At 71.0% G+C, this 23,044-nt stretch carries 19 protein-coding genes and 2 rRNA genes; 9 read left to right on the top strand and 12 right to left on the bottom strand.

The annotated features are described in order from the left end of the window. The first annotated feature begins 138 nt into the window (after positions 1 to 138). A complete protein-coding gene (locus ACIQ7D_RS08420; RefSeq protein ID WP_403935175.1) occupies positions 139 to 729 on the top strand; it encodes a DJ-1/PfpI family protein in 591 nt (196 codons plus the stop codon). A gap of 60 nt (positions 730 to 789) precedes the next feature. Here the strand turns inward: ACIQ7D_RS08420 and ACIQ7D_RS08415 are convergent, their stop codons facing one another. Further along, positions 790 to 1,461 (bottom strand): HAD family hydrolase, encoded by a 672-nt coding sequence (locus tag ACIQ7D_RS08415; protein WP_403935172.1) that lies wholly within the window; start codon positions 1,459 to 1,461, stop codon positions 790 to 792. A gap of 57 nt (positions 1,462 to 1,518) precedes the next feature. After that, positions 1,519 to 2,025, bottom strand: coding sequence for a DUF6912 family protein (locus tag ACIQ7D_RS08410; RefSeq protein WP_403935169.1), 507 nt, complete (start codon positions 2,023 to 2,025; stop codon positions 1,519 to 1,521). 279 nt (positions 2,026 to 2,304) lie between these two features. On the opposite strand from ACIQ7D_RS08410, the gene ACIQ7D_RS08405 reads away from it, so the two are divergent. After that, positions 2,305 to 2,751, top strand: a complete 447-nt coding sequence (locus tag ACIQ7D_RS08405; protein WP_403935166.1) for an Rv3235 family protein — start codon at positions 2,305 to 2,307, stop codon at positions 2,749 to 2,751. A gap of 116 nt (positions 2,752 to 2,867) precedes the next feature. Here the strand turns inward: ACIQ7D_RS08405 and secA are convergent, their stop codons facing one another. Beyond that, a complete protein-coding gene (gene secA, locus ACIQ7D_RS08400; RefSeq protein ID WP_403935163.1) occupies positions 2,868 to 5,696 on the bottom strand; it encodes a preprotein translocase subunit SecA in 2,829 nt (942 codons plus the stop codon). A gap of 241 nt (positions 5,697 to 5,937) precedes the next feature. On the opposite strand from secA, the gene ACIQ7D_RS08395 reads away from it, so the two are divergent. Further along, the gene (locus ACIQ7D_RS08395; protein WP_403935160.1) at positions 5,938 to 6,507 is read left to right on the top strand and encodes a GNAT family N-acetyltransferase; all 570 of its coding nucleotides are present in this window, start codon (positions 5,938 to 5,940) and stop codon (positions 6,505 to 6,507) included. Positions 6,508 to 6,558: 51 nt separating this feature from the next. Beyond that, positions 6,559 to 7,758: a winged helix-turn-helix domain-containing protein gene (locus ACIQ7D_RS08390; protein ID WP_403935158.1), complete on the top strand. Its 1,200-nt coding sequence runs from the start codon at positions 6,559 to 6,561 to the stop codon at positions 7,756 to 7,758. A gap of 129 nt (positions 7,759 to 7,887) precedes the next feature. On the opposite strand, the gene ACIQ7D_RS08385 is transcribed toward ACIQ7D_RS08390, so the two are convergent. The 7 genes from ACIQ7D_RS08385 to mtnA all read right to left on the bottom strand — a co-directional run bounded on the left by ACIQ7D_RS08385 (position 7,888) and on the right by mtnA (position 16,794). After that, entirely contained in the window at positions 7,888 to 8,655 is a 768-nt protein-coding gene (locus tag ACIQ7D_RS08385) for a response regulator (protein ID WP_403935155.1), read from the bottom strand. A gap of 245 nt (positions 8,656 to 8,900) precedes the next feature. Continuing rightward, positions 8,901 to 9,590: a ribosome hibernation-promoting factor, HPF/YfiA family gene (hpf, locus tag ACIQ7D_RS08380; protein WP_403935152.1), complete on the bottom strand. Its 690-nt coding sequence runs from the start codon at positions 9,588 to 9,590 to the stop codon at positions 8,901 to 8,903. A 315-nt stretch (positions 9,591 to 9,905) separates the two neighbouring features. Further along, the gene (locus ACIQ7D_RS08375) at positions 9,906 to 10,628 is read right to left on the bottom strand and encodes a ComF family protein (protein ID WP_403935149.1); all 723 of its coding nucleotides are present in this window, start codon (positions 10,626 to 10,628) and stop codon (positions 9,906 to 9,908) included. A gap of 176 nt (positions 10,629 to 10,804) precedes the next feature. Further along, the gene (locus tag ACIQ7D_RS08370) at positions 10,805 to 12,613 is read right to left on the bottom strand and encodes an LpqB family beta-propeller domain-containing protein (RefSeq protein WP_403935146.1); all 1,809 of its coding nucleotides are present in this window, start codon (positions 12,611 to 12,613) and stop codon (positions 10,805 to 10,807) included. A 22-nt stretch (positions 12,614 to 12,635) separates the two neighbouring features. Next, positions 12,636 to 14,684: an MtrAB system histidine kinase MtrB gene (gene mtrB, locus ACIQ7D_RS08365; protein WP_403935144.1), complete on the bottom strand. Its 2,049-nt coding sequence runs from the start codon at positions 14,682 to 14,684 to the stop codon at positions 12,636 to 12,638. Between the two features lies 1 nt (position 14,685). Beyond that, positions 14,686 to 15,363: a two-component system response regulator MtrA gene (gene mtrA / locus ACIQ7D_RS08360; protein WP_329826349.1), complete on the bottom strand. Its 678-nt coding sequence runs from the start codon at positions 15,361 to 15,363 to the stop codon at positions 14,686 to 14,688. 288 nt (positions 15,364 to 15,651) lie between these two features. Next, positions 15,652 to 16,794 (bottom strand): S-methyl-5-thioribose-1-phosphate isomerase, encoded by a 1,143-nt coding sequence (gene mtnA, locus ACIQ7D_RS08355; protein ID WP_403935140.1) that lies wholly within the window; start codon positions 16,792 to 16,794, stop codon positions 15,652 to 15,654. A 389-nt stretch (positions 16,795 to 17,183) separates the two neighbouring features. On the opposite strand from mtnA, the gene ACIQ7D_RS08350 reads away from it, so the two are divergent. Genes ACIQ7D_RS08350 through ACIQ7D_RS08330 form a run of 5 tightly spaced genes read left to right on the top strand, consistent with a single transcriptional unit; the run spans position 17,184 to position 22,636 of the window. Next, positions 17,184 to 18,386, top strand: coding sequence for a hypothetical protein (locus tag ACIQ7D_RS08350; RefSeq protein ID WP_403935138.1), 1,203 nt, complete (start codon positions 17,184 to 17,186; stop codon positions 18,384 to 18,386). Positions 18,387 to 18,390: 4 nt separating this feature from the next. Beyond that, entirely contained in the window at positions 18,391 to 19,077 is a 687-nt protein-coding gene (locus tag ACIQ7D_RS08345) for a DUF4129 domain-containing protein (protein WP_403935136.1), read from the top strand. Beyond that, entirely contained in the window at positions 19,074 to 20,315 is a 1,242-nt protein-coding gene (locus ACIQ7D_RS08340; RefSeq protein ID WP_403935134.1) for a DUF4350 domain-containing protein, read from the top strand. Before ACIQ7D_RS08345 ends, ACIQ7D_RS08340 begins: the two co-directional genes overlap by 4 nt. After that, positions 20,312 to 21,313, top strand: coding sequence for an AAA family ATPase (locus ACIQ7D_RS08335; protein WP_403935131.1), 1,002 nt, complete (start codon positions 20,312 to 20,314; stop codon positions 21,311 to 21,313). The genes ACIQ7D_RS08340 and ACIQ7D_RS08335 overlap by 4 nt, the downstream gene beginning before the upstream one ends. A 12-nt stretch (positions 21,314 to 21,325) precedes the next feature. Next, positions 21,326 to 22,636, top strand: a complete 1,311-nt coding sequence (locus ACIQ7D_RS08330; RefSeq protein ID WP_403935128.1) for a DUF58 domain-containing protein — start codon at positions 21,326 to 21,328, stop codon at positions 22,634 to 22,636. 136 nt (positions 22,637 to 22,772) lie between these two features. On the opposite strand, the gene rrf is transcribed toward ACIQ7D_RS08330, so the two are convergent. Both rrf and ACIQ7D_RS08320 read right to left on the bottom strand, forming a co-directional pair. Further along, positions 22,773 to 22,889, bottom strand: a 5S ribosomal RNA gene (rrf, locus tag ACIQ7D_RS08325). Between the two features lie 81 nt (positions 22,890 to 22,970). Further along, positions 22,971 to 23,044 (bottom strand): 23S ribosomal RNA (locus ACIQ7D_RS08320); the annotation flags it as partial.

Below are 23,044 nucleotides of genomic sequence, written 5' to 3'. Positions count from 1 at the left end.
GGCCACTTCGGACAGACCCACGGGGCGGTACGGGGTGACACGGGACGCTCTCTCCCCTGGACGCGAGGACGGCGGCGGTACGGGTCGGCAGACTGGTCGGCAGATGGACAGACCGCCCCATTCCTCCCGGGAGCAGCCATGGCAGCCAAGGTCCTGATCGTCACCGGCGACGCCGCCGAGTCCCTTGAAGTCCTCTATCCGTACCAGCGCCTGCGCGAGGAGGGGTACGAGGTCCATATCGCCGCTCCTTCCCGGAAGAAGCTCCGGTTCGTGGTCCATGACTTCGAGCCCGGCTTCGACACCTACACCGAGAAGCCTGGTTACACCTTCCCCGCCGACCTGGCGTTCGCCGAGGTCGACCCGACTGAGTACGCGGCCGTGGTCGTCCCGGGCGGCCGGGCCCCCGAATATCTGCGCGGCGACCCGGAACTGCGCAAAATCCTCAAGTCCTTCTTCGACGCGGACAAGCCGGTGGCGCAGATCTGCCACGGCCCGCTCCTGACGGCGGCGATCGGCGAACTCGCCGGCCGCCGGGTCACCGCCTATCCGGCCCTGGAGATCGATATGCAGTCGGCGGGAGCGACGTTCCAGGACGCCGAGGCGGTGGTGGACGGCACCCTGGTCTCCTCCCGCGCCTGGCCCGACCACCCGGCCTGGATGCGCGCGTTCCTGACTGTGCTGCGCGCGAAGGCCCCGGTGTCCCAGGGCGCTTCGGGGCAGAACGACTAGGGCATCCCGGGGGCCAGGCCGGGGGTCACGCCAGGCCCGGGAGTTACCCCAGGCCGGGAGTTACGCCAGGTCCCGGGCGAGCGCCACGGCTTCCTCCAGGGTGTCCACGACCGGGACGCCCACCGCCTCCAGGGTGGTCCGGCTGTTGGTGCCGCCGGTGTAGAGCACGGCGCGGGCCCCCACGTGCGCCGCCGCCACCGCGTCGTCGACCGCGTCGCCGATCACCACCGTACGGACGGCGGATATCTCCCCGCCCGCCCCGGCCAGCTCGGTCAGATGGCGCTCCAGGTGGAGCGCCTTGCTGCCGCCCGACGGGCCTGTGCGGCCGTCGATACGGAGGAAGTGTCGCTCGATGCCGTATCCCCGCACCGTCGGGACCAGGTGTTCGTGACCGTACATGCTCAGCAGCGACTGGCTGCCGCCCGCGAGCGCCCACCCCGCGAGCAGTTCCTCGACGCCGCGGGTCAGCCCGCAGCCCGCACGCCGTTCCGTGTAGTGGCGGTGGAACGTCTCGTCCATGACGACCCACTCGGCGTCGCTCGGCAGGCGCCCCATGAGCCGCTCGTAGAAGCGCGGGATGGGGACGCAGTACAGCTCCCGGTAGCGGTCGAGCGTGATCGGCGCCAGCCCTATCTCCGCGAAGGCCGCGTTGGTCGCCCCGATGACCGCGCGCATGTCGTCGAGGATCGTGCCGTTCCAGTCCCACACCAGATGCGTGTTCTGATTCCCCATGGACAAAACCGTACCGGCCGGGTCCGACAACGCCCCGGGGAGCGGGTCCCGGGGCGGTCAGGCGATCAGGTTCGGGATCTCCTGGATCCCGTACCAGAGCAGTTCGTGGTCCTCGGCGCCGTCCACCGTGAACCGCGCGTCGTCGTCCCCGTGGTCCGCCGCCCCGAGCGCCGCCGCCGCTGCCGTCACATCGGCGTCCGCGTCGTCGGAGTCCACGTGCACCGCCGCGGCCTTGCGCAGGGCGATCGCCGCCGCGATCCGCACCTCGCCGAGCGAGGAGGCGTCCAGCCGCAGGTCGGGGTCCGACACGGCCTCCCGGTCCGGTACGTCGGCCGCGACGACCACCCGGCGGCGGGCGGCGGCCGGGTCCGCGGCGATCAGCCGGAGCGAGGCGGCCGCGGCGCGGTTGAGGGCGGCGTACTCCAGCTCCTCGATGTCGTCCGAGACGTACCACTCCCGCAGCCCCGGCGTCACCGCATACGCCGTCAGCGGCCCCGGTCCCAGCTCACCGGCCTTGTGCGCCTCTGCGAGACCGGGAAGCGTCAGGGGGACGTACACACGCATGGCATGGCCGCTTTCGTCGTCGGGAGAACACCTAAGGATACGTGGGCAGTCCCTCTTCGGGGTGACACGTATGGGGCTCGCAGACGTCCACCGGGAACCGCGCGCGCCCGCCCCACCAGGCCCCATACGGCCCGCCGCTCACCCGGATAGGTGATTTCACCGCGCCGCGCACCGCCGGTCGCCCCTCCTTGCGGGGCTCCCCCAAGGGCACGTAAAAGATCCCCCAACAGAAGTTACCGACCGGTATCCGACCGGACGGGCAGAACGGGGGCGATCTGCGTGAACAGGACCACTTCCTCCACTCCCACCACCGCCTACACCGCCGGGGCCAGGCCGCCCGGCCGCCGCGATCCGCGCAGGCCCGGCGCCGTACGCCCGCAGCGCAGGCGCCACGTCCCGCCGCACGAACTGTTCGCGGAACGGCTGCTCGCCGTCCTCAGCGGCCACCGGCCCGTGCACTGGATGCTCGGCCAGACCGTCGGCGAGGCGTACGAACAGCTCGTCCGGCTCGCCCCGGGCGCCCCGTTCCGGGCCAGGGGCGTCCGCCCGGTCATCCGCACCTGCCGGTTCTCCCAGCCCCGGCCCGGCGTGGTCGAGGCGTCCGCCAGCGTCGCCGCGGGCGAACAGGTCCGCGCCCTCGCCTTCCGGCTGGAGCAGAGCACCGATCTGCGCTGGCGCTGCGCGGCGGTCGAGGTCGGCGGCGAGCGCGTCACCACCGGCGCGTGAGCACCCGCGACAGCGTCGTGGGCACCCGTCACAGCAGCGGGCCGGGGCGCACACCACGAGAGTGCGCGCCCCGGCCCGTACGATCGCCCGTCCGGTCCGCCGGCCGGGCATCGGCGCTACTTCTTGCGGCGGCGTCCGCTGGGGGCGCTCTTCTGCGCCTTGCGGCGCTCGGCCCGCGTCATGCCGTCCGACGTGGAGCGCGTCGGTCCCTCCGCGCTCTGGAAGTCGCCCTCGACGATGCCGCCCTCGCCGTCCACCGTGGGAGCGGAGAAGTGGAGCCGGTCGGGCCGCTGCGGCGCGTCGAGGCCCTTCGCCCGGATCTCCGGACGCCCGGTGCCCGCGGGCACCGCGTCCTCCTTCTTGGCCAGCGACGTACGCTCGGCGGAGTCCTCCACCGGGACCTCCTCGACCTGCTGCTCGACCTGGACCTCCAGGTTGAACAGGTAGCCGACGGACTCCTCCTTGATGCCCTCCATCATGGCGTTGAACATGTCGAAGCCCTCGCGCTGGTACTCGACCAGGGGGTCCTTCTGGGCCATCGCCCGCAGGCCGATGCCCTCCTGGAGGTAGTCCATCTCGTAGAGGTGCTCGCGCCACTTGCGGTCGAGGACGGAGAGCACCACACGCCGCTCCAGCTCACGCATGATGTCCGAGCCGAGCTGGTTCTCCCGCTCCTCGTACTGGGCGTAGATGTCGTCCTTGATGGACTCCGAGATGAACTCGGCGGTGATCCCGGCACGGTCGCCGGCCGCGTCCTCCAGCTCCTCGACCGTGACCTTCGTCGGGTAGAGCTGCTTGAAGGCGCCCCACAGCCGGTCCAGGTCCCACTCCTCGGCGAAGCCCTCGACGGTCTCCGCCTGGATGTACGCGTCGATCGTGTCGTCCATGAAGTGGCGCACCTGCTCCTGCAGGTCCTCGCCCTCCAGGACACGGCGGCGCTCGCCGTAGATGACCTCGCGCTGCCGGTTCAGGACCTCGTCGTACTTCAGAACGTTCTTACGAGTCTCGAAGTTCTGCTGCTCCACCTGGGACTGCGCGGAGGCGATGGCACGCGTCACCATCTTGTTCTCGATCGGGACGTCGTCCGGCACATTCGCCATGGACATCACGCGCTCGACCATCTGCGCCTTGAACAGGCGCATCAGGTCGTCGCCGAGCGACAGGTAGAAGCGGGACTCGCCCGGGTCGCCCTGACGGCCGGAACGGCCGCGGAGCTGGTTGTCGATACGGCGCGACTCGTGGCGCTCGGTGCCCAGGACGTAGAGCCCGCCCAGCTCCTTGACCTCCTCGAATTCCGCCTTGACGGCCTGCTCGGCCTTCTCCAGCGCGGTCGGCAGGGCCGCCGCCCACTCCTCGACGTGCTCGACGGGGTCCAGGCCGCGCTGGCGCAGCTCCGCCTCCGCGAGGTCGTCGGGGTTGCCGCCGAGCTTGATGTCCGTACCGCGGCCGGCCATGTTCGTCGCGACGGTGACGGCACCCTTGCGGCCCGCCTGGGCGACGATCGTGGCCTCACGGTCGTTCTGCTTGGCGTTCAGCACCTCGTGCTGCACCCCGCGCTTGCTGAGCTGCTGCGAGAGGTACTCGGACTTCTCGACGGAGGTCGTACCGACCAGGACCGGCTGGCCCTTGTCGTGCTTCTCCGCGATGTCGTCCACGACCGCCGCGAACTTGGCGACCTCGGTGCGGTAGATCAGGTCCGACTGGTCCATGCGGACCATCGGCCGGTTCGTCGGGATCGGCACGACGCCCAGCTTGTAGATCTGGTGGAACTCGGCGGCCTCGGTCATGGCCGTACCGGTCATACCGGAGAGCTTGCCGTAGAGGCGGAAGAAGTTCTGCAGGGTGATGGTGGCGAGGGTCTGGTTCTCGTCCTTGATGTCCACCCCTTCCTTCGCCTCGATCGCCTGGTGCATGCCCTCGTTGTAGCGGCGGCCGGCGAGAATACGGCCGGTATGCTCGTCGACGATCATGACTTCGCCGTCCATGACGACGTAGTCCTTGTCGTTCTTGAACAGCTCCTTGGCCTTGATCGCGTTGTTCAGATAACCGACGAGGGGGGTGTTCACCGACTCGTACAGGTTGTCGATACCGAGCCAGTCCTCGACCTTGGCGACACCGGGCTCGTGGATCGCGACCGTGCGCTTCTTCTCGTCGACCTCGTAGTCGCCGGTCTCCTCGATGCCCTTGAGCGGGTTGCCCGCCTCACCCTTGGTGAGCCGCGTGACCAGCTTGGCGAAGTCGCCGTACCACTTCGTGGCCTGGTCGGCGGGGCCGGAGATGATCAGCGGCGTACGGGCCTCGTCGACCAGGATGGAGTCGACCTCGTCGACGACGGCGAAGTTGTGGCCGCGCTGGACCAGCTCCTCCTGGGACCACGCCATGTTGTCGCGCAGGTAGTCGAAGCCGAACTCGTTGTTCGTGCCGTACGTGATGTCGCACGCATACTGCTCACGGCGCTGCGCCGGCGACATGTTCGCCATGATGCAGCCGACCTTGAGGCCCAGGAAGTTGTGGACGCGCCCCATCATCTCGGAGTCGCGCTCGGCCAGGTAGTCGTTCACCGTGATCAGGTGGACACCCTTGCCGGACAGCGCGTTCAGATACGCGGGCAGCGTGCCGACGAGGGTCTTGCCCTCACCGGTCTTCATCTCGGCGACATAGCCGAGGTGCAGCGCGGCGCCACCCATGAGCTGTACGTCGTAGTGGCGCTGTCCCAGGACGCGCTTGGCCGCCTCGCGGACGGTCGCGAACGCCTCGGGGAGCAGGTCGTCCAGGCTCTCGCCATCGGCGAACCGCTCTTTGTACTCGGCGGTGAGCGCCCGCAACTCGGCGTCGGAGAGGCCGACGAAGTCCTCTTCGATAGAGTTGACCTGGTCCGCGATGCGGTGCAGTTTGCGCAGGATCTTGCCTTCGCCTGCACGCATGAGCTTGTTGAAGACGGACACTGAGGCTGGTCTCCTTGCCGGTCGGGCCTGGCACGTGGGTCGGAATCGGACACGGGCGCGGGCACGGCAGGCGGGCCCCACCGCAACGGCCATCGTAAGCGAGGACTCGGCCGCGCCGGGAGGGCCGCCGTCACGCGGGTCTGCCGCCACCCTCATATATGAACGCGCGGAACCCGTGGAAGGTGCCGGTACGGCCCGAAAAGCATTCGTCCCGCATCGCCCCGCTCAGCAGAATCCGTCCATGGAACCCGTCACCCTCACCACCGAGCGCCTGCTGCTGCGCGCCCTCACGCCCGACGACGCCGACGCCGTGCACGCGATCTGCCAGGACCCCGGCATACAGCGCTGGATCGCCGTCCCCACGCCGTACGAACGCGGACACGCCGAGCACTTCGTCGAGCGGCTGGTCGCGGACGGCTGGCGCTCCGGGATCAACTGCACCTTCGGTGTCCTGCCCCTCGGCGGCGGCCCCCTCCTGGGCGCCGTCAACGTGCATCGCCAGACGGGCACGTGGGAGATCGGCTACTGGACGGCGAAGGAGCACCGCGGGCGCGGCCACACGGCGGAAGCGGTGGGGGCCGTGGCCCGCTGGGCCTTCACGGCGCTGGGCGCGGAGCGGCTGGAGTGGCGCGCCGAGGTCGGCAACGACGGGTCGCGAGCCGTCGCGGAGAAGGCCGGTTTCGTGGTGGAGGGCGTGCTCCGCGCCGCCCTGCTCCACCGGGACACCCTGCGGGACACCTGGATCGGCTCACTCCTCCCCTCGGACCTGGGGCTGCCCGGCACCCACCCGTATCCGCCCGCGCGGAGCTGACCCTCCGGCCGCCCTGCCCGGTTGTCAGTGCGGCCGTCTATCGTGCGGACCATGACGACTGCGCCGCCCGCCACCGCCGAGCTGTCCGCCGACGAAGCCCGCCGTATCGCGCTGCGCGCCCAGGGGTTCCTCGGCGCCCCGGACCGGCGCGGCGGGGTGCGGGGCGTGCTGCGCCATCTCGGCGCCGTCCAGCTCGACACGATCTCGGTGCTCGCCCGGTCGCACGAGCTGATCCCGTACGCGCGGCTGGGCGCGGTGGGCCGCAGGACGGTCGAGGACGCCTACTGGACGCCACCGGCCGACGGCGCGTCGCCGCCCGAGCCGCACGCCTTCGAGTACTGGTCCCACGCGGCGTGCGTGCTGCCCGTCGAGGAGTGGCCGCACTTCGCCTTCCGCCGCCGCGCCTACCGCGCCCGCCCGCACTGGTACCACGAGCTGGCGGACGGGGCGTACGACGCGGTGATCAAGCAGTTGTGCGTGGAAGGCCCGCTGACCGCCACGGAGCTCGGCGGCGCCAAGAACGGCGGGCCGTGGTGGGACTGGTCCGAGGCGAAGGTGGCCGTCGAGCGCGCGCTGATGTACGGCGAGGTCGTGTGCACCGGGCGGCGGAGCTGGAAGCGGGTGTACGACCTCGCGGAGCGCGCCGTCCCCGGCGCTCTCCTCCACGACGAGCTGGACGACACGGAGTGCCTGCGCCGCCTGGTGGCGCTCGCAGGCCGGTCGCTCGGGGTGGGGACGCGCGCCGACATCGCGGACTACCACCGGCTCAAGGCCGAGCAGGTCGACGCGGTGATCGCGGACTCGGGGCTGGTGCCGGTGAGCGTCGAGGGCTGGGCGAAGCCCGCGTGGGCGGACCCGGCGGCGCTGGCGACCGCCCCGCGGGGCCGGCACCGTACGACGCTGCTGTCTCCGTTCGACTCCCTCATCTGGGAGCGCGCCCGCACCGAGCGGATCTTCGGCTTCACCCACCGGCTTGAGGCGTACGTCCCCAAGCAGAAGCGGGTGTACGGCTACTTCGCGATGCCGCTGCTCTCCGGCGGCCGGCTGCTGGGCCGGGTCGACCCGGCGCGCGAGGGGAAGACGCTGGTGGCCAAGCATGTGTCCCTGGACACGCCGAAGGCCGTGTCCCCGATGGCGTCGGCGCTGCGGGAGGCCGCGGAGTGGGTCGGCTGCTCGGACGTACGGGTGGAGCGCGTCGACCCGCCGGAGCTGCGCGCTCCGCTGGCCGGGGCGCTCACCGCGGCGGGGTGAGGCGGAAGCGCGGGCGGCAGACGGCGCGGCGGGCGCGTGCCCGCGCGCGGGCACGGTCCGGATGACGGAGCCGGGCCCGGGGGCGGAGCCCGGTCCGGGGGCGGAGCCCGGTCCGGGGGCGGCCCTGGGTCAGCGGATTTCGAGGATCTTCTCGCGCATCGCGTAGACCACGGCCTCCATCCGGGAGTGGAGCTGGAGCTTCTCCAGGATGTTGCGGACATGGTTCTTCACGGTGTTCTCGGAGATGAACAGTTCCTTGGCGATGTCCCGGTTGTTCATACCCGTGGCCACCAGCTTCAGGACCTCCAGCTCGCGCTCGGTCAGCCGCGGCGCGGGCACGAGCCTGCGCTCGTCGGTGCGCTGGATCATCGACTTGAACTCGGTGAGCAGCTTGGACGCCATGGACGGGCTGATCTGCGACTGGCCGTCGGCCACGGCGCGGATCGCCGTGGCGACCTCGTCGGTGGAGATCTCCTTGAGGAGATAGCCGGTGGCGCCCGCCTTGATCGCGTCGTAGAGGTCGGCCTCCTCGTCGCTGATCGTCAGCATGATGATCTTGGCGCTGGGTGCCACTTCCTTGATGGAGGTGCACGCCTCGATACCGCCCCGCTTGGGCATCCTGACATCCATCAGCACGATGTCCGGCAGCAGGTCCGCGGCCTTGTCGACGGCCTCGGCCCCGTCGCCCGCCTCCCCGACGACCTGGATGTCCTCCTCCTGCGCGAGCACGATCTCCAGCCCGCGGCGGAAGAGCGCGTGGTCGTCCACGACGAGGACCCGGATCGGCTCCGGGCGCGAGCCGCCCCGCTCCGCCTCCGTGTCGGACCCGGCCCCGGCGCCGCCGACCGCGCCCCCCGCCCCACCGGCGTGATGCACCGGTCCGAAGCTGTCCGCCATCGTTCCTCCCCCTGAAGGCCGGGGCCCGCATTCATGGAGCCGGCCAACCGCAGTTCGCAGACCACTTGTTGGCTTGCGACTCCATGATTTCATGCCCGGGCGGCCGGGGGGTCGTCCTCAGGACGCACCGTGGTGCCCCCAGGGGCTCTACGAGCGCTCGGGGACACCGACGGGCGTGGGATTCCGGCCTCTTTTCCGGCTGGATTCCGGCGGTCCGGCCGGTGTGTCAGCCGTTCCGGCCGCTCTCAGCCGCCGAGAGCGCCGCCCGCGCCGTCCGGCTCCGAACCGGCCAGCGGGTCCGTCCTGAGATGGATGACGCCGTAGTCGTAGGCGTGGCGCCGGTAGACGACGCTGGGCTCCTTGGTGTCGGAATCGACAAAGAGATAGAAGTCGTGACCGACCAGCTCCATCTCGTAGAGCGCCTGGTCGAGCGTCATCGGTGCGGCGACATGGGTCTTCTCCCGGACCACCAGAGGGCCTTCGCCCTGCACCTCAAGTGTGCCGATCATGGTGGTGGGTACGCCCTCGCGGGCCTCCTGCGCCGCGGTCTCGCCGTTCGCGTTCAACTGGGCCACGCCAGGGACGACATCGACGACCTCGGCCGCGGACAACCTGCCGTTGCCCCGCCGGTTGTGGCGCTTGTCGTGCTCCTTGCGCAGCCGCGCCTCCAGCTTGCCGGTGGCCAGGTCGAGCGCCGCGTACGGATCGGCGGCAGCCGCCTCGGCCCGGATCACGGGGCCCCTCGAGTGAAGGGTGATCTCCACCCGGTCACTGCGGTCGGCCTGTCGCGGATTGGGCTCCTTGGACACCTCGACATCGAGGCTGATCACCTTGGTGTCGAGCTTCTGGATCTTCTCCAGCTTCAGCTTCTCCGCCACGTGCTTGCGGAACCGCTCGGGCACCTCTGTCTTGCGGCCCTTGACGACGATGTCCACGCAGAACTCCGTTCCCGGATCACTCCGCCTCGCTGCGGAGTCACTCCTTGTTGCACCAGGCCCCGATAGTCACCGGAGCCTCGGACTTGGTGACTTTCACCTCCTCCTCCCCCAGCGACGAGATCCCCACTCCCCAAATTTTCCGGGGATCTGAAAAGCGCCGGAGCACACCAGTGCATTCAATGAGTCGCGGCTCGCACCATTCCTCATAACCGAACATAGACCCCCCGGACAGGTGTCGGCACCCGCTACCGGCACGTACCTCTGTTCAGCTCTTTTCCTGCCCTGTTCACCTGCAACGATGCACGGTGCCGATCAGTTCCGATTTATTTCGAAAGACAGCGGCGGAGCGGCGACGACGGCAGCACTCACCTGTACTGATCCGGGAATGCCGGACCCCATGGCGGCACGCAGTGCCCTCGCTCCTTCGGCGAGCGACGCACCGGTCGTCATGAGATCGTCCACCAGCACCACCCGGCCGCCTTCCAGCAGCCGGGTACCCCCGATCGCGACCTCCAATGCCCCCGAGAGATTCAGCTGTCTCTGCCGGGCACCGAGTGCGGCCTGATCGGCCACCGGGCGGCGCTGCCGCAGCAGCGGCAGGACCCGGCACTCGCGCCCCGTGCGCCGCAGCTCCCCGGCGGCGGCCAGCGCCAGCCTGCGGCCCGCGTCGTGCCCCCGCGCCCCGACCGCGCGCAGCGTGGACGGCACCGGCACGAGCAGCAGCGGCCCCACCCCCGTACCGGGCGGCGCGGCGGCCCGTACAGCACCCGCCAGAGCGCGTCCCAGCGGCGCGGCGAGGCCCAGGGCCCCACGCTCCTTGTGCGCCAGCAGAACGGCCCGTACGGCGTCCTCGTACGGCGCCGCCGCATGGACGGACGGCAGCCCCGGCGGCTCCGGCACCGGCCGCACCCGGCACGGCCATGTCCCGTACAGCGCCCGGCCGCACGCCTCACACAAAGGTGTCCTGGGGCTCCCGCATCCGCCACAGGCGACCGGCAGCACCAGGCCGGTGATCTCCCGCCACCACGCCCGCATGGGACACACTGTGCCAACCTCGGAGGCACCCGGCCACCCCTGTGGACAACTCGGTCGGGCAAAGCCCGTAACCAGCCGTTTCCCCCCACCGGCAGCCGGTGGCGACCGGCCATTTCCAGCCCCGCGTACGGAACCGCACAGCGGACGCCGACGGCCGGAAGTGCGGCCGTCCGGCGTCAGCCCGGGTAGACGGGCGACGAGCCCACTTCGACCATCGTCTGCCAGTTCGCGCCCGTCGGCAGCCGTACGATGCCGGCGTCCTCGGAGTCCGCCACCACGGGCTGCTGGTCGTCGTCAGCCGCGGCGATCGCCGTCACCTGGTTCAGCCCCGGCAGCACGCTCGACGCCGAGGTCGACCCGTCGGTCTGCATGTAGCGGACCTGCTGCACGCCGCCCTGCTCCTTGCCGACCACCACGAGCCTGCTCGGACCGGCCCAGGAGACCGCCGTGACGGTCTCCAGTTGCGGAGCCGCCGACTGGAGTTCCACCACAGCCACCACCTGATCGGCCCCGGAACCCTGCCGCTCCACCCGCCCGATCTGGAGCGTGGTCCTGCCGTCCTTCGCCAGCAGCAGCGCGATCCGCACCCCGTCCGCCGACACCCGCAGCCCCTCGACGCTCGCGCCGTCCAGCCCGTCGACCGTGACCGTGCGCGGCTCGCCCGCACCGTCCGCGAACCGCAGCAGACGCGGATGCGCCGGGTCCCGGTCGGCGACCCACAGATCGCCGCGCCCGTCCCAACTCGGCGCCGACAGCCGTCTCTTCTCGTCCGGCCCCTTGCTGGTCACCAGCGGCTCACCCGGCTCGCTGTCCGCGACGATCGACGACACGTACAGCGACTTGGCGTCCTTCGTGACACCCGCCGCGTGCTTCTCGTCGCGCGCCACCCCGACCCAGCCCAGCTTCAGATCGCCCTTGCCCAGCGGCCCGATGACCTGCGAACGCTCGACGTTCTCCCCGCCGCCGGCCTGGAGCAGCGAGAGCCGCCCCCGATCGTCCACGTAGTACGGGTTGTCGGGCCGGCCGGTGGTGCGGTCCGGTGCGAACTCCTCGGCCTGGTCGCCGCTGAGCACACAGAGCGAGGATCCGTCGGCCAGCAGCTCGACCTGCCCCACGGGGGTCGCGGTGAGGTCCCGCAGGGTGAACAGCAGCTGCGCGGCCATCTTCCGGCACTGCGTGCGCCCCGCCTTGGCGGCCTTCTCGTTGAGCGGCACCTTCAGCGCGTTCCGGTCGTCGAACTCCAGCGATGTGGTGCCCTTCTCCAGCGCGGTGCCGCGCGGGAACGGGGAGTCGACCACCGGTTTCAGCCAGTTCGTCGGCCCGTCGAGCAGCACCCGGACGGCCTGCGTGACCGGATCCATCCGGGTCGTGGGGTCTATGCGCTGCCGGATGTAGACCGGGTCGGCCACCAGCCAGTTCTCCCCGGAGGCGAAGTAGTACTTGTTCACGGACCGGTAGTTGCGCTGGAAGTCCGACTCGCCCAGCACCAGCCCCTGCGGCAGATCGTCGATCCGCCACTCCTTGGCTCCCCCGACGTTCTGCCGCACCAGATGGATGCTGCCGTTGTACGCCGTGGGACCGAGCGGCTGATAGGCGTGCGAGGAGTCCACGTCGGCGATCCGGTCGCCGTACAGCGGATACGTCAACCCACCGCCGTCCGAACCCGACGCCTCCTTGGGGACCGCGGGGTCCGGCGCGGCGCGCAGCACCGTCGTACCGGCGCCCGGCTGCCAGTAGCGCGACGCTTCCGGCGTCAGATACTTCCTGGCCATCGCGAAGTCGGGATCGTCGCTGGTCATGGCCTCAAGGAAGCCGTCGACGATCTCGGCGGGGCCCGCCTTCTCGCGCGGCGGTACGGCGTACACCCGCACCTGGGACTCACCGGCCGGGGACGCCTTGACCGGCTCCACGTCCCCGCTGTCCGGGATCGACGCGCACCCGGCCAGCAGCAGGGCGAGCACCCCCAGTACGACCGGCGTCCTCACCGCCCTTCCGAACCAACGGCGGTCAGCGCCCACGTATCGTGTCCTCCCGCTTCGGGTCCGACGGTGCGGAGTCCTGGATATCCCTCTCGGGGGCCCGGCCCTCGGCGGGCCGGGACACCACCCGGGCGCCACTGCCCGGCAGCGCCGCGGGATCCACCGCGGCGGCGGCCGCACGGGGCAGCGCGGGCGGCCCCGCTGCCGCCTGGAGCGGGGAACGGTCCACGCGCGGCTGCTCCGGCACGCTCGCCAGCCGGTGCGCGCTCTCCTTCAGAACCTCGGCCCCGGCGCTCTCCCGGTTACGCCGGGAGTCCTCCGGCTCCAGCGGTATGGGGGAGCCGCGCAGCGCCTCGTCGGCCGTACGCGGCAGCGTCAGCCGGAACTGGGAGCCCCCGCCGGGCTCCCCCCACGCCTGGAGCCAGCCGCCGTGCAGCCGCGCGTCCTCGACGGCGATCGACAGCCCGAGCCCGGTGCCGCCGGTCGTCCGGGCGCGGGCCGGGTCGGCCCGCCAGAAACGGTTGAACACCCGGGTCGCCTCGCCCGGCTTCAGCCCCACCCCGTAGTCCCGTACGGCGACGGCGACGGCCCCGCCCGCCACACCGAGCCGTACGACGACGTCCCGGCCCTCGCCGTGCTCGACGGCGTTGACGACCAGATTGCGCAGCACCCGCTCCACGCGCCGGGCGTCGGCCTCGGCGACCACGGGCTGCTCGTCACCGAGCACCCGGATCCGGCTGCCCTTGCGCTCGGCCAGCGGTTCGGCGCCGCCGATCACCCGGCGCACGACCTCGCGCAGATCTATCGGCTCGGCCTCCAGGGCCGCCGCGCCCGCGTCGAAGCGGCTGATCTCCAGCAGGTCCGAGAGCAGCGACTCGAAACGGTCGAGCTGGTCGCCGAGCAGTTCGGCGGAGCGCGCCGTCACCGGATCGAAGTCGGCGCGCGCCTCATGGATGACGTCGGCGGCCATCCGTACGGTCGTCAGCGGGGTCCGCAGCTCGTGCGAGACGTCCGAGACGAAGCGCCGCTGCATCCGGGAGAGTTCCTCCAGCTGCTGGATCTTGAGCTGGAGGTTCTGCGCCATCTTGTTGAAGGCTTCACCGAGCCGGGCGATGTCGTCCTCGCCGGTGACCTTCATACGTTCCTGGAGACGGCCGGTGGACAGCCGCTCCGCGATCCCCGCCGCCATCCGTACGGGCGTCACGACCTGCCGCACCACCAGCCAGGCGATCGCCCCCAGCAGGACGACCACGAAGAGCCCGGCCGTGGCGAGCGTGCCCTTGACCAGGTTGAGCGACTGCCCCTCCTGCGTCAGCGGAAAGAGGTAGTACAGCTCGTACGCGTTGCCGTTGGCGTCGTTCAGCCGCTTGCCGACGATCAGGCCCGGCTCCGGATCCCGGTCCTCGGTGGCCCGGGTGTACCGGATCTCCGCATAGCGCTGGTACGCCCCGCTGCCCTGCGCGACCGAGGTCCGCAGATCGACGGGGACACTGGAGAAGTCGACCCCGCCCGAGACGCGCGGCGCCCGGCTGGTGGACGCCGCGTCCTGCCCGTCGGGGCTCAGCGCGACCACGTTGAAGGCCCCGGGGCCACCGCTGGCGAGCTGTTCGACCAGGTCGGACCGCCAGTTGACGGAGTTCCTCCCCGACCGTCCGCTCGCCCCGTCGCCGTCCCGGCCGCCGAGCGCCGCCGGGGAGTCGGCCTTCTCCTTGGCCACGGTGAAACCGCCGGCCGCCTGGCTCTGCGCGGCCTTCTCCTTGGCTTCGAGCAGCCCGTTGCGCACCTGCCCGATGACCACGAACCCGAGCAGCAGCACCACGCCCAGGGACATCAGCAGCGTCGCCGCGACGACCCGGAGTTGGATGTTGCGCCGCCACAGCCGCACGGCGGGCAGCAGCGGACGCCGCACCCACCGCACCAGCAGCCGCAGCACAGGACCGCCCGGTGAACCGTCCTGGAGAAGCCGGCCGCTCTGGAACAGCCGGCTCACCCCCGAGAAGGCACGCCCGGGCCCGGCAGCCCGCCCCGCACGGACTCCCGGCTCACCGGGCTTCGGAGCAGCACTGCCGCCGGACATGTCAGCTCGGTCCTGCCTTGTAACCGACACCACGGACGGTCACCACGATCTCCGGGCGTTCGGGGTCCTGCTCGACCTTGGAACGCAGCCGCTGGACATGCACATTGACCAGCCGGGTGTCTGCGGCGTGCCGGTAGCCCCACACCTGCTCAAGAAGCACCTCCCGGGTGAACACCTGCCACGGCTTACGGGCCAGCGCGACCAGCAGATCGAACTCCAGCGGCGTCAGGGCGATCGACTGCCCGTCCCGCTTCACGGAGTGACCGGCCACATCGATGACCAGGTCACCTATGGTCAACTGCTCCGGCGCCGGCTCCTCCGACCTGCGCAGCCGCGCCCTGATCCGGGCCACCAGCTCCTTGGGCTTGAACGGCTTGACGATGTAGTCGTCGGCCCCCGACTCCAGCCCCACCACCACATCGACCGTGTCGCTCTTGGCCGTGAGCATGACGATGGGCACCCCGGACTCGGCCCTGATCAGACGGCACACCTCGATGCCGTCCCGTCCGGGCAGCATGAGGTCCAGCAGCACCAGATCCGGCTTGGCCTCCCGGAAGGCCGCGAGTGCCTTGTCACCGTCCGCTACGAACGACGGCTCGAAACCTTCACCACGCAGCACAATCCCGAGCATCTCGGCCAGTGCGGTGTCGTCATCGACGACAAGGACGCGTCCCTTCATATCGACATCATCCCATTTTCATTTCCGTTGCGTAGACACGCGTGATCTGTCTCACTGACCGGCGACGACGTGCGCCGATGGCCGTGTGTGACCGTCGCTGTCCGTCGACGTTGATGTCAAGCACTGATGTCAAACCCGCTGCGGTGGATCCGAGCCCTGGCCGACCGCCACGGCATCTCCACCCGCATCCCGCCTCCCGTCGCCCCACACCGTAGTGGAGCGGACGGCGGTCCCGGACGGCCCGACCGGACCGACAGGACCGCGAACACCTGCGGGAAGGCCGCCGGTTCAGCCCCTCCCCGCCCGGCGCGCCCCGGCACACAGCTCCGCCACACCGCCCCCGGTCACTGGGGAGACCACACCGCGTTCGGTGACGATCGCCGTCACCAGTTCCGGAGGGGTTACATCGAAAGCAGGGTTGTACGCCTGCGTCCCCAGGGGCGCCACCGGCATCCCGCCTCCGGGCGCCGCCACCGCGACCTGCGGCGCTGTGAGCTCCGTCACCTCCTGACCCGGTCGTTGCTCCACCTCTATCGACGCCCCGTCCGGGGTGTCGAGGTCGATCGTCGTGGTGGGGGCGACCACGACGAACGGCACATGGTGGTACTTGGCAAGCACGGCGAGCGGATAGCTCCCCACCTTGTTCGCCACCGACCCGTCGGCAGCGATCCGGTCCGCCCCGATCAGGACGGCGTCCACCTCCCCCGCCGCGAAGAGCGAACCCGCCGCGTTGTCCGTCAGCAGCGTGTACGCCATACCGCTGCGCGCCGCCTCGTACGCCGTCAGCCGGGCACCCTGGAGCAGCGGACGGGTCTCGTCCACCCACAGGCGCCGCAACCGCCCGGCGCGGTGTGCCGCCCTGACCACCGCGAACGCGGTTCCCTCCCCGCCCGAGACGAGCGCCCCGGTGTTGCAGTGGGTCAGGATCCGGTGACCGCCCCCGGACACCAGCTCATCGAGGAACGCGAGGCCGAACGCCGCCATCTCCGCGCTGGCCCGGGCATCTTCCCGGTGCAGCCGCTTCGCCTCGGTGAGCGCGGCAGCCGCCGCGTCCTTCGGATCCGCCCCCTGCCCGGCCGCCGCCCGGTACGCGTCCCGGGCCCGGCGCACTCCGTATCCCAGGTTCACGGCGGTGGGCCGCGCCTCCGCCAACTGCTCCGCCGCGTCCTCGACGTCATAGCCCCGCGCCGCGGCCAGCGCCACCCCGTAGGCGCCCGCGATCCCCAGCAACGGCGCACCCCGGACCGCCAGCGTCCTGATCGCCACCACCAGCGCGGGCACATCCGTACAGACCAGCTCCGCCTCCTCGGCCGGAAGTCGCGTCTGGTCGAGGAGGACCAGTACGGGCCCTTCGGGCGGCTCGTCCCAACGGAGGGAGGGGAGCATCGGCGGCTCCGCGCCGACCGAGGTGTGTGCGTACTGATCAGCCATCCCTTCAGTCTGCCCGCTGCGACACGGACAATGAAGGCGAGAACAGAGGCGATAAGGAGATACAGCCCCCGGCCCACCCCGGCGCGACGCGTGGCACGATGGCTGCCAGGTCGTGTCCAGCGGATCTTCACAGGCCCGCGACGCCCCGCACCGCATCCCGCAGGGGTGACGGTGTCGTCCCTGTACCTCCGGTCCATCGACGACACCGGCCCGCCCCCTCGCGGCGCACGCCACCGGCGGCGGCTCCCGTCACCGGTGCGGCGGACGGAGTCCGGGCCGCGAAGCTCCACCGGACGCGACCTGGCCCGCCGCCCCGCTCCGCGGACGGGCACCGTCGAAGCGTCGGCTCGCCGAGCCGGCCTCTCAACCAATCCACGAGGTGGACGACCGTGAACGACACTCCGGGCTGGGCCTCGCCCGGATCCGCCCCGTCCGACGGCCAGGACACCACTGTGCCCCGGCCCGCAGAGCCCGCCGACGACAAGACCGGCTCCTCCTCGAAGTGGTCCACGGCCCAGCCACCCGCCGGGCAGTGGTCCCCGCCGAGCGCGCCCGGCGCCGGCCCCACCGCTCCCAGACCCGCGCAGGGCTGGGGCGGCCCGCCCCCGGGCGGCGGATCCGGCTGGGGCAGGCCGCCGGCCGCCAAGCCGGGCGTCATCCCGCTCCGCCCGCTGAGCGTCGGCGAGATCCTGGACGGCGCCGTGTCGACGCTGCGCCGCCACTGGCGCACGGTGCTGAGTGTCAGCCTCGCCGTCTCCGTGGTCTCCCAGATCGGCGACATGCTCCTGCGACGTTATCTGCTGCCCGAGCCCGTCGTGCTCGACCCGAACACGCCCCCCTCCGAACTCCTCAACCAGGCCACCGAGTCGGCGCAGTCGCAACTCGTCGCGGACGCCCCTTCGCTCGCCATCCTGGTGATCTGCACGCTCTTCACCACCGCGATACTCACCGTCGTGATCAGCCGTTCGGTGCTGGGCCGCCCCGTCACCCTCGCGGACGCCTGGGGCGAGGCCCGGCCCCGTCTTCTCAAGCTGCTCGGTTTCACCCTGCTGCTGCCGTTGATGAGCGCCGCCGTACTGACCGTGGGCATGCTGCCCGGCCTGCTGATCGGCTCCACGGCCGGAGTCGCTCTCTCCCTGCTCGGCGCGGTGGCGGCCTTCGTCGTCGTCATCTGGCTGATGGTCCGCTTCAGCCTCACCTCCCCCGCGCTCATGCTGGAACGCCAGGGAGTCATCGCCTCGATGCGCCGCTCCGCCAAGCTCGTGTCCGGCGCTTGGTGGCGCACCTTCGGCATCCTGGCGCTCACCCTGCTGCTGTCCATGGTGCTCTCGCTGCTCATCGCCATCCCGTTCGCGGTCATCGCCACGGCGGTGGGCGGCGAGGGCCTCACCGGCTGGCCCTTCCTCATCGTCACCGGCATCGGTGCCGTGATCGCCTCCACGATCACGTACCCGATCTCCGCCGGGGTCACCGTCCTGCTCTACGTGGACCAGCGCATCCGGCGCGAGGCCCTCGACCTCGAACTCGCGCGCGCCGCCGGCGTACCGGGCTACGGCACCGAACAGCCGGGCCGCGACCCCTCCGGGGGTTGATGCGGTGTCCATCGCGGGGGGAACGACGACACGGCTGCTGATACGCGCGAGCGACGACCCGCCGTTGGACACCCCCCGCCTCCCCGCCCGTGAGGCGGCGGAGCGGGAACTGTCCAAGCCGATGTACCACGAGAACGATCCCAACCTCCTGGAACGCGCCCTCGCACGGATCGGGGAATGGATCGGCCGGCTCTTCGATGCCGCGTCCGGCGCCGCCCCCGGCGGCCCACTCGGACTCGTCGTGGTCATCCTGATCGTCGCGGCGCTCTGCGCCGCCCTGTGGTGGCGGCTGGGCACCCCCGGCCGCCAGCCCGCCGCCACGGGCACCCTCTTCGACGACGGCCCCCGCAGCGCAGCACAGCACCGCACCACGGCGGAGGCACACGCCGCGGCCCACCGCTGGACGGAGGCGGTCCAGGAGCGGATGCGCGCCATCGTCCGCTCCCTGGAGGAACGGGCCCTGCTCGACCCCCGGCCCGGCCGCACCGCCGACGAAGCGGCGTCCGAAGCGGGGCGCACGCTCCCCGGCCACGCCGACCGACTGCGCACGGCCGCCCGGGAGTTCGACGACGTCACGTACGGGGGCCGCTCAGCCGACGAGCGGACGTATCTGCGGCTGCGTGAACTCGACACGGACCTCGAACGAGCCAAGCCGCACCTGAACACCGTGGCCGGAGGAACAGCCGAGTGACTTCCCCCGCCAGCCCCACCTCGCTCGCCCCGACCGCCCGTCAGGTCTGGACACGAGGCCGCGGAATCCTCCTCGCCCTTCTCGTCCTGCTGACGGCCGGGATCGCGCTGGCCGCCCTGCGCTCCGGTGAGCAGTACGGCCGTCTCGACCCGCGCTCCGCCGACCGGTTCGGCAGCCGCGCAGCCGCCGAACTGCTCAGGGCCCAGGGCGTCTCCGTCACCGTCCGCACCACGCTGGGCGAGGCCGCCGCCGAAGCCGGGCCCGGCACCACCCTGCTGGTCACCGACCCCGACCTGCTGACACCCACGCAGCAGCACACCCTGCGCGCCCGGACAGCCCCCGTAGGCGGCCGCACCGTCCTCCTCGGCGCGGGCCCGGCGTCCCTCGACACCTTGGCGCCCGGTGTCCGTGCGCTCACCCCCGCACCGGTCTCGGCCCACGCGCCCCGGTGCCCACTGCCCGCGGCCGTCCGCGCGGGCAGCGTCGACATCGGCGGCGCGCGGTACGAGACGGACCAGTCCGACGCCCACTCCTGCTACCCGAGCGACGGCGCACCGACCCTCCTCAGGATCCCGGACGCGCGGACCGGCTCCGCGGATAGACCCACCACCACCACCGCCACCGCATCCGGCGACACGATCCTGCTCGGCTCCGCCGACATCCTCTACAACGACCGCCTCGACCAGCAGGGCAACGCGTCGCTGGCTCTTCAACTCCTCGGCTCCCGGCCTCATCTCGTCTGGTACCTCCCTTCACTCAGTGACGACTCCGCCTCCGGTGCCGGCGGTGGCGAGGACACCGCCGGCAGTACATTCCTCGAACTCATTCCTTCCGGCTGGCTCTGGGGCGCCTTCCAGCTCTTCCTGGCCGCACTGCTCGCGGCCGTCTGGCGCGCCCGCAGGCTGGGCCCGCTCGTGACCGAACGGCTCCCCGTCGCCATCCGCGCCTCGGAGTCGACCGAAGGACGCGCCGGCCTCTACCGCAAGGCGAACGCACGGGACCACGCCGCCTCGGCCCTGCGCACGGCCACCCGTGACCGCCTCGCCCCGCTGCTCGGCGTCCCTCCCACCAAAGCGCACAGCCTCGATTCGCTGATCCCCGCGGTCTCCGCCCGCCTCCCGGACACGGACCACGACCCCGTCGCCCTTCTCTTCGGCCCGGCCCCGACCGGCGACGCCGCTCTCATCCGCCTGGCGGACCAACTCGACGCCCTCGAAAGAGAGGTACGCACCTCATGAGTTCCCCGACCGCACCGAACGCCGGGCCCCCTGGCCCCGCCGGGAACACGGACAGCGCCCGCGCGGCCCTGGAATCCCTGCGCGCCGAGATAGCGAAGGCGGTGGTCGGCCAGGACCCGGCCGTCACCGGGCTGGTCGTAGCCCTGCTCTGCCGCGGCCACGTCCTCCTCGAAGGAGTCCCCGGGGTCGCCAAGACCCTGCTCGTACGGGCACTCGCCGCCTCCCTCGAACTCGACACGAAGCGCGTCCAGTTCACCCCCGACCTGATGCCGAGCGACATCACCGGCTCACTCGTCTACGACTCCCGCACCTCGGAGTTCTCCTTCCAGCCCGGTCCCGTCTTCACCCATCTGCTGCTGGCCGACGAGATCAACCGCACCCCGCCCAAAACCCAGTCGTCCCTCCTGGAGGCCATGGAGGAACGCCAGGTCACCGTCGACGGCGTCGCACGCCCACTGCCCGATCCGTTCCTGGTCGCCGCGACCCAGAACCCGGTGGAGTACGAGGGGACCTACCCCCTCCCCGAGGCCCAGCTCGACCGCTTCCTGCTCAAACTGACAGTGCCGCTGCCGTCCCGTGACGACGAGATCAATGTGCTGACCCGTCACGCGGAGGGGTTCGATCCGCGCGATCTCCAGGCCGCGGGGGTAAGGCCCGTCGCCGGACCTGCCGACCTGCAAGCTGCGCGCGAAGCGGTCGCCAAGACCTCTGTCTCACCCGAGATCGCGGGCTATGTCGTCGATATCTGCCGTACCACGCGTGAATCCCCCTCGCTGTCCCTGGGCGTCTCCCCGCGAGGAGCCACCGCACTGCTCTCCACGGCCCGTGCCTGGGCCTGGCTGACCGGCCGCGACTACGTCATCCCCGACGACGTGAAAGCCCTGGCCCTTCCCACCCTGCGCCATCGCGTCCAACTCCGGCCCGAAGCAGAGATGGAGGGAGTCACTGCCGACTCCGTCATTACCGCGATCCTCGCCCATGTCCCCGTACCCCGATGAGGCGGTGAAACCGTGGCCCTCACCGGACGGAGCGCTCTCCTCGCGGCTCTCGGCTCGCTCCCCGTCGGAGTCTTCGCCCCCAGTTGGGCGGGGATCCTCGCCGTCAATGCGCCGCTCTCACTCGCCATTCTGTGCGACTACGCCCTGGCGACACCAGTGCGAACGCTCCAATTCACCCGAAACGGTGATACCTCAGTTCGACTCGGCGAGAGCGCGGCAGTCCACCTGACCGTCGCCAACCCTTCGGGCCGCCGGCTGCGCGCCCAGCTTCGCGATGCCTGGCCGCCGAGTAGCTGGCTCGCAGGAACTGACCAGTCGAGTTCCCGGCACACGGTGACCGTCCCTCCGGGCGAGCGGCGCCGGCTCACCACCGTGCTCCTCCCCACCCGCCGCGGCGACCGGCACGCGGAACGAGTGACCGTGCGCTCGTTCGGGCCGCTGGGACTGGCCTCCCGCCAGGGCAGCCACGACGTTCCCTGGACCGTGCGGGTGCTTCCGCCGTTCACGAGCCGCAAGCACCTGCCGTCCCGGCTTGCCCGTCTGCGGGAACTCGACGGCCGCACCAGCGTGCTGACCCGAGGCGAGGGCACCGAGTTCGACAGCCTCAGGGAGTACGTCACCGGCGACGACACCCGGTCCATCGACTGGCGGGCAACCGCACGCCAGTCGACTGTCACCGTACGGACCTGGCGTCCCGAGCGGGACCGGCACCTTCTCATCGTCCTGGACACCGGGCGCACGTCGGCGGGTCGCGTGGGTGACGTCCCGCGTCTGGACGCCGCCCTGGACGCCACGCTCCTGTTGACCGCCCTCGCCTCGCGCGCCGGCGACCGGGTCGATCTCCTCGCCTACGACCGGCGCACACGCGCCCAGGTCCAGGGCCGCTCGGCAGGTGATGTCCTGTCGACCATGGTGAACGCACTGGCCCCGTTGGAGCCGGAGCTGGTGGAAACGGACGCCCGCGGCCTCAGCGCGGCAACGCTGAAGAGCGCCCCGCGCCGATCGCTCATCGTGCTGCTCACGAGCCTCGACGCAGCGCCCGTGGAGGAGGGGCTTCTCCCCGTTCTGCCGCAGCTCACCCGACGCCACACCATCATCGTGGCTTCGGTGGCCGATCCTCATATCGAGAAGATGAGCAAGGCACGGGGCACAGTGGACGCGGTGTACGAAGCCGCCGCCGGCGCCCAGGCGCAGGCTCAGCGACGACGTACGGCAGAACTGCTGCGGAGCAAGGGCGTCACGGTCGTGGACGCCGCCCCGGAGAAGCTCGCGCCCGCTCTGACGGACGCGTATCTCGCGCTCAAAGCGGCGGGACGTCTCTAGGAGGACAGGATGTCCCGTGTGGCCGGGGGAAGCAGCCGGCGCCGTCCACACGGGAAGGCTCTGCTGGGAATGTGTAATGGCCCTGGAACGCAGAAATGCCCCGCACCAAAAGGTGCGGGGCATTCCCACAATAATTGTTCGGCGGCGTCCTACTCTCCCACAGGGTCCCCCCTGCAGTACCATCGGCGCTGTAAGGCTTAGCTTCCGGGTTCGGAATGTAACCGGGCGTTTCCCTCACGCAATGACCACCGAAACACTATGAAGATATCCAACAAACCGGAAGACAACACGGCCGTTCGTTACTTCAGAACTAACACAGTGGACGCGAGCAACTGAGGACAAGCCCTCGGCCTATTAGTACCAGTCAGCTCCAACCGTTACCGGTCTTCCACATCTGGCCTATCAACC

It is taken from the genome of Streptomyces sp. NPDC096310 (assembly GCF_044763125.1).
GTDB lineage: Bacteria > Actinomycetota > Actinomycetes > Streptomycetales > Streptomycetaceae > Streptomyces.
Note: the sequence above shows the minus strand (reverse complement) of the source record. Positions and strands in the feature narration are given on the sequence as shown.

Excerpts from the sequence above, each read along its gene's own strand:
- ACIQ7D_RS08420 (WP_403935175.1), top strand. The coding sequence starts at position 139 with ATGGCAGCCAAGGTCCTGATCGTCACCGGCGACGCCGCCGAGTCCCTT.
- ACIQ7D_RS08415 (WP_403935172.1), bottom strand. The coding sequence starts at position 1,461 with ATGGGGAATCAGAACACGCATCTGGTGTGGGACTGGAACGGCACGATC.
- ACIQ7D_RS08410 (WP_403935169.1), bottom strand. The coding sequence starts at position 2,025 with ATGCGTGTGTACGTCCCCCTGACGCTTCCCGGTCTCGCAGAGGCGCAC.
- ACIQ7D_RS08395 (WP_403935160.1), top strand. The coding sequence starts at position 5,938 with ATGGAACCCGTCACCCTCACCACCGAGCGCCTGCTGCTGCGCGCCCTC.
- ACIQ7D_RS08390 (WP_403935158.1), top strand. The coding sequence starts at position 6,559 with ATGACGACTGCGCCGCCCGCCACCGCCGAGCTGTCCGCCGACGAAGCC.
- ACIQ7D_RS08385 (WP_403935155.1), bottom strand. The coding sequence starts at position 8,655 with ATGGCGGACAGCTTCGGACCGGTGCATCACGCCGGTGGGGCGGGGGGC.
- ACIQ7D_RS08375 (WP_403935149.1), bottom strand. The coding sequence starts at position 10,628 with ATGCGGGCGTGGTGGCGGGAGATCACCGGCCTGGTGCTGCCGGTCGCC.
- mtrB (WP_403935144.1), bottom strand. The coding sequence starts at position 14,684 with ATGTCCGGCGGCAGTGCTGCTCCGAAGCCCGGTGAGCCGGGAGTCCGT.
- mtrA (WP_329826349.1), bottom strand. The coding sequence starts at position 15,363 with ATGAAGGGACGCGTCCTTGTCGTCGATGACGACACCGCACTGGCCGAG.
- mtnA (WP_403935140.1), bottom strand. The coding sequence starts at position 16,794 with ATGGCTGATCAGTACGCACACACCTCGGTCGGCGCGGAGCCGCCGATG.
- ACIQ7D_RS08335 (WP_403935131.1), top strand. The coding sequence starts at position 20,312 with ATGAGTTCCCCGACCGCACCGAACGCCGGGCCCCCTGGCCCCGCCGGG.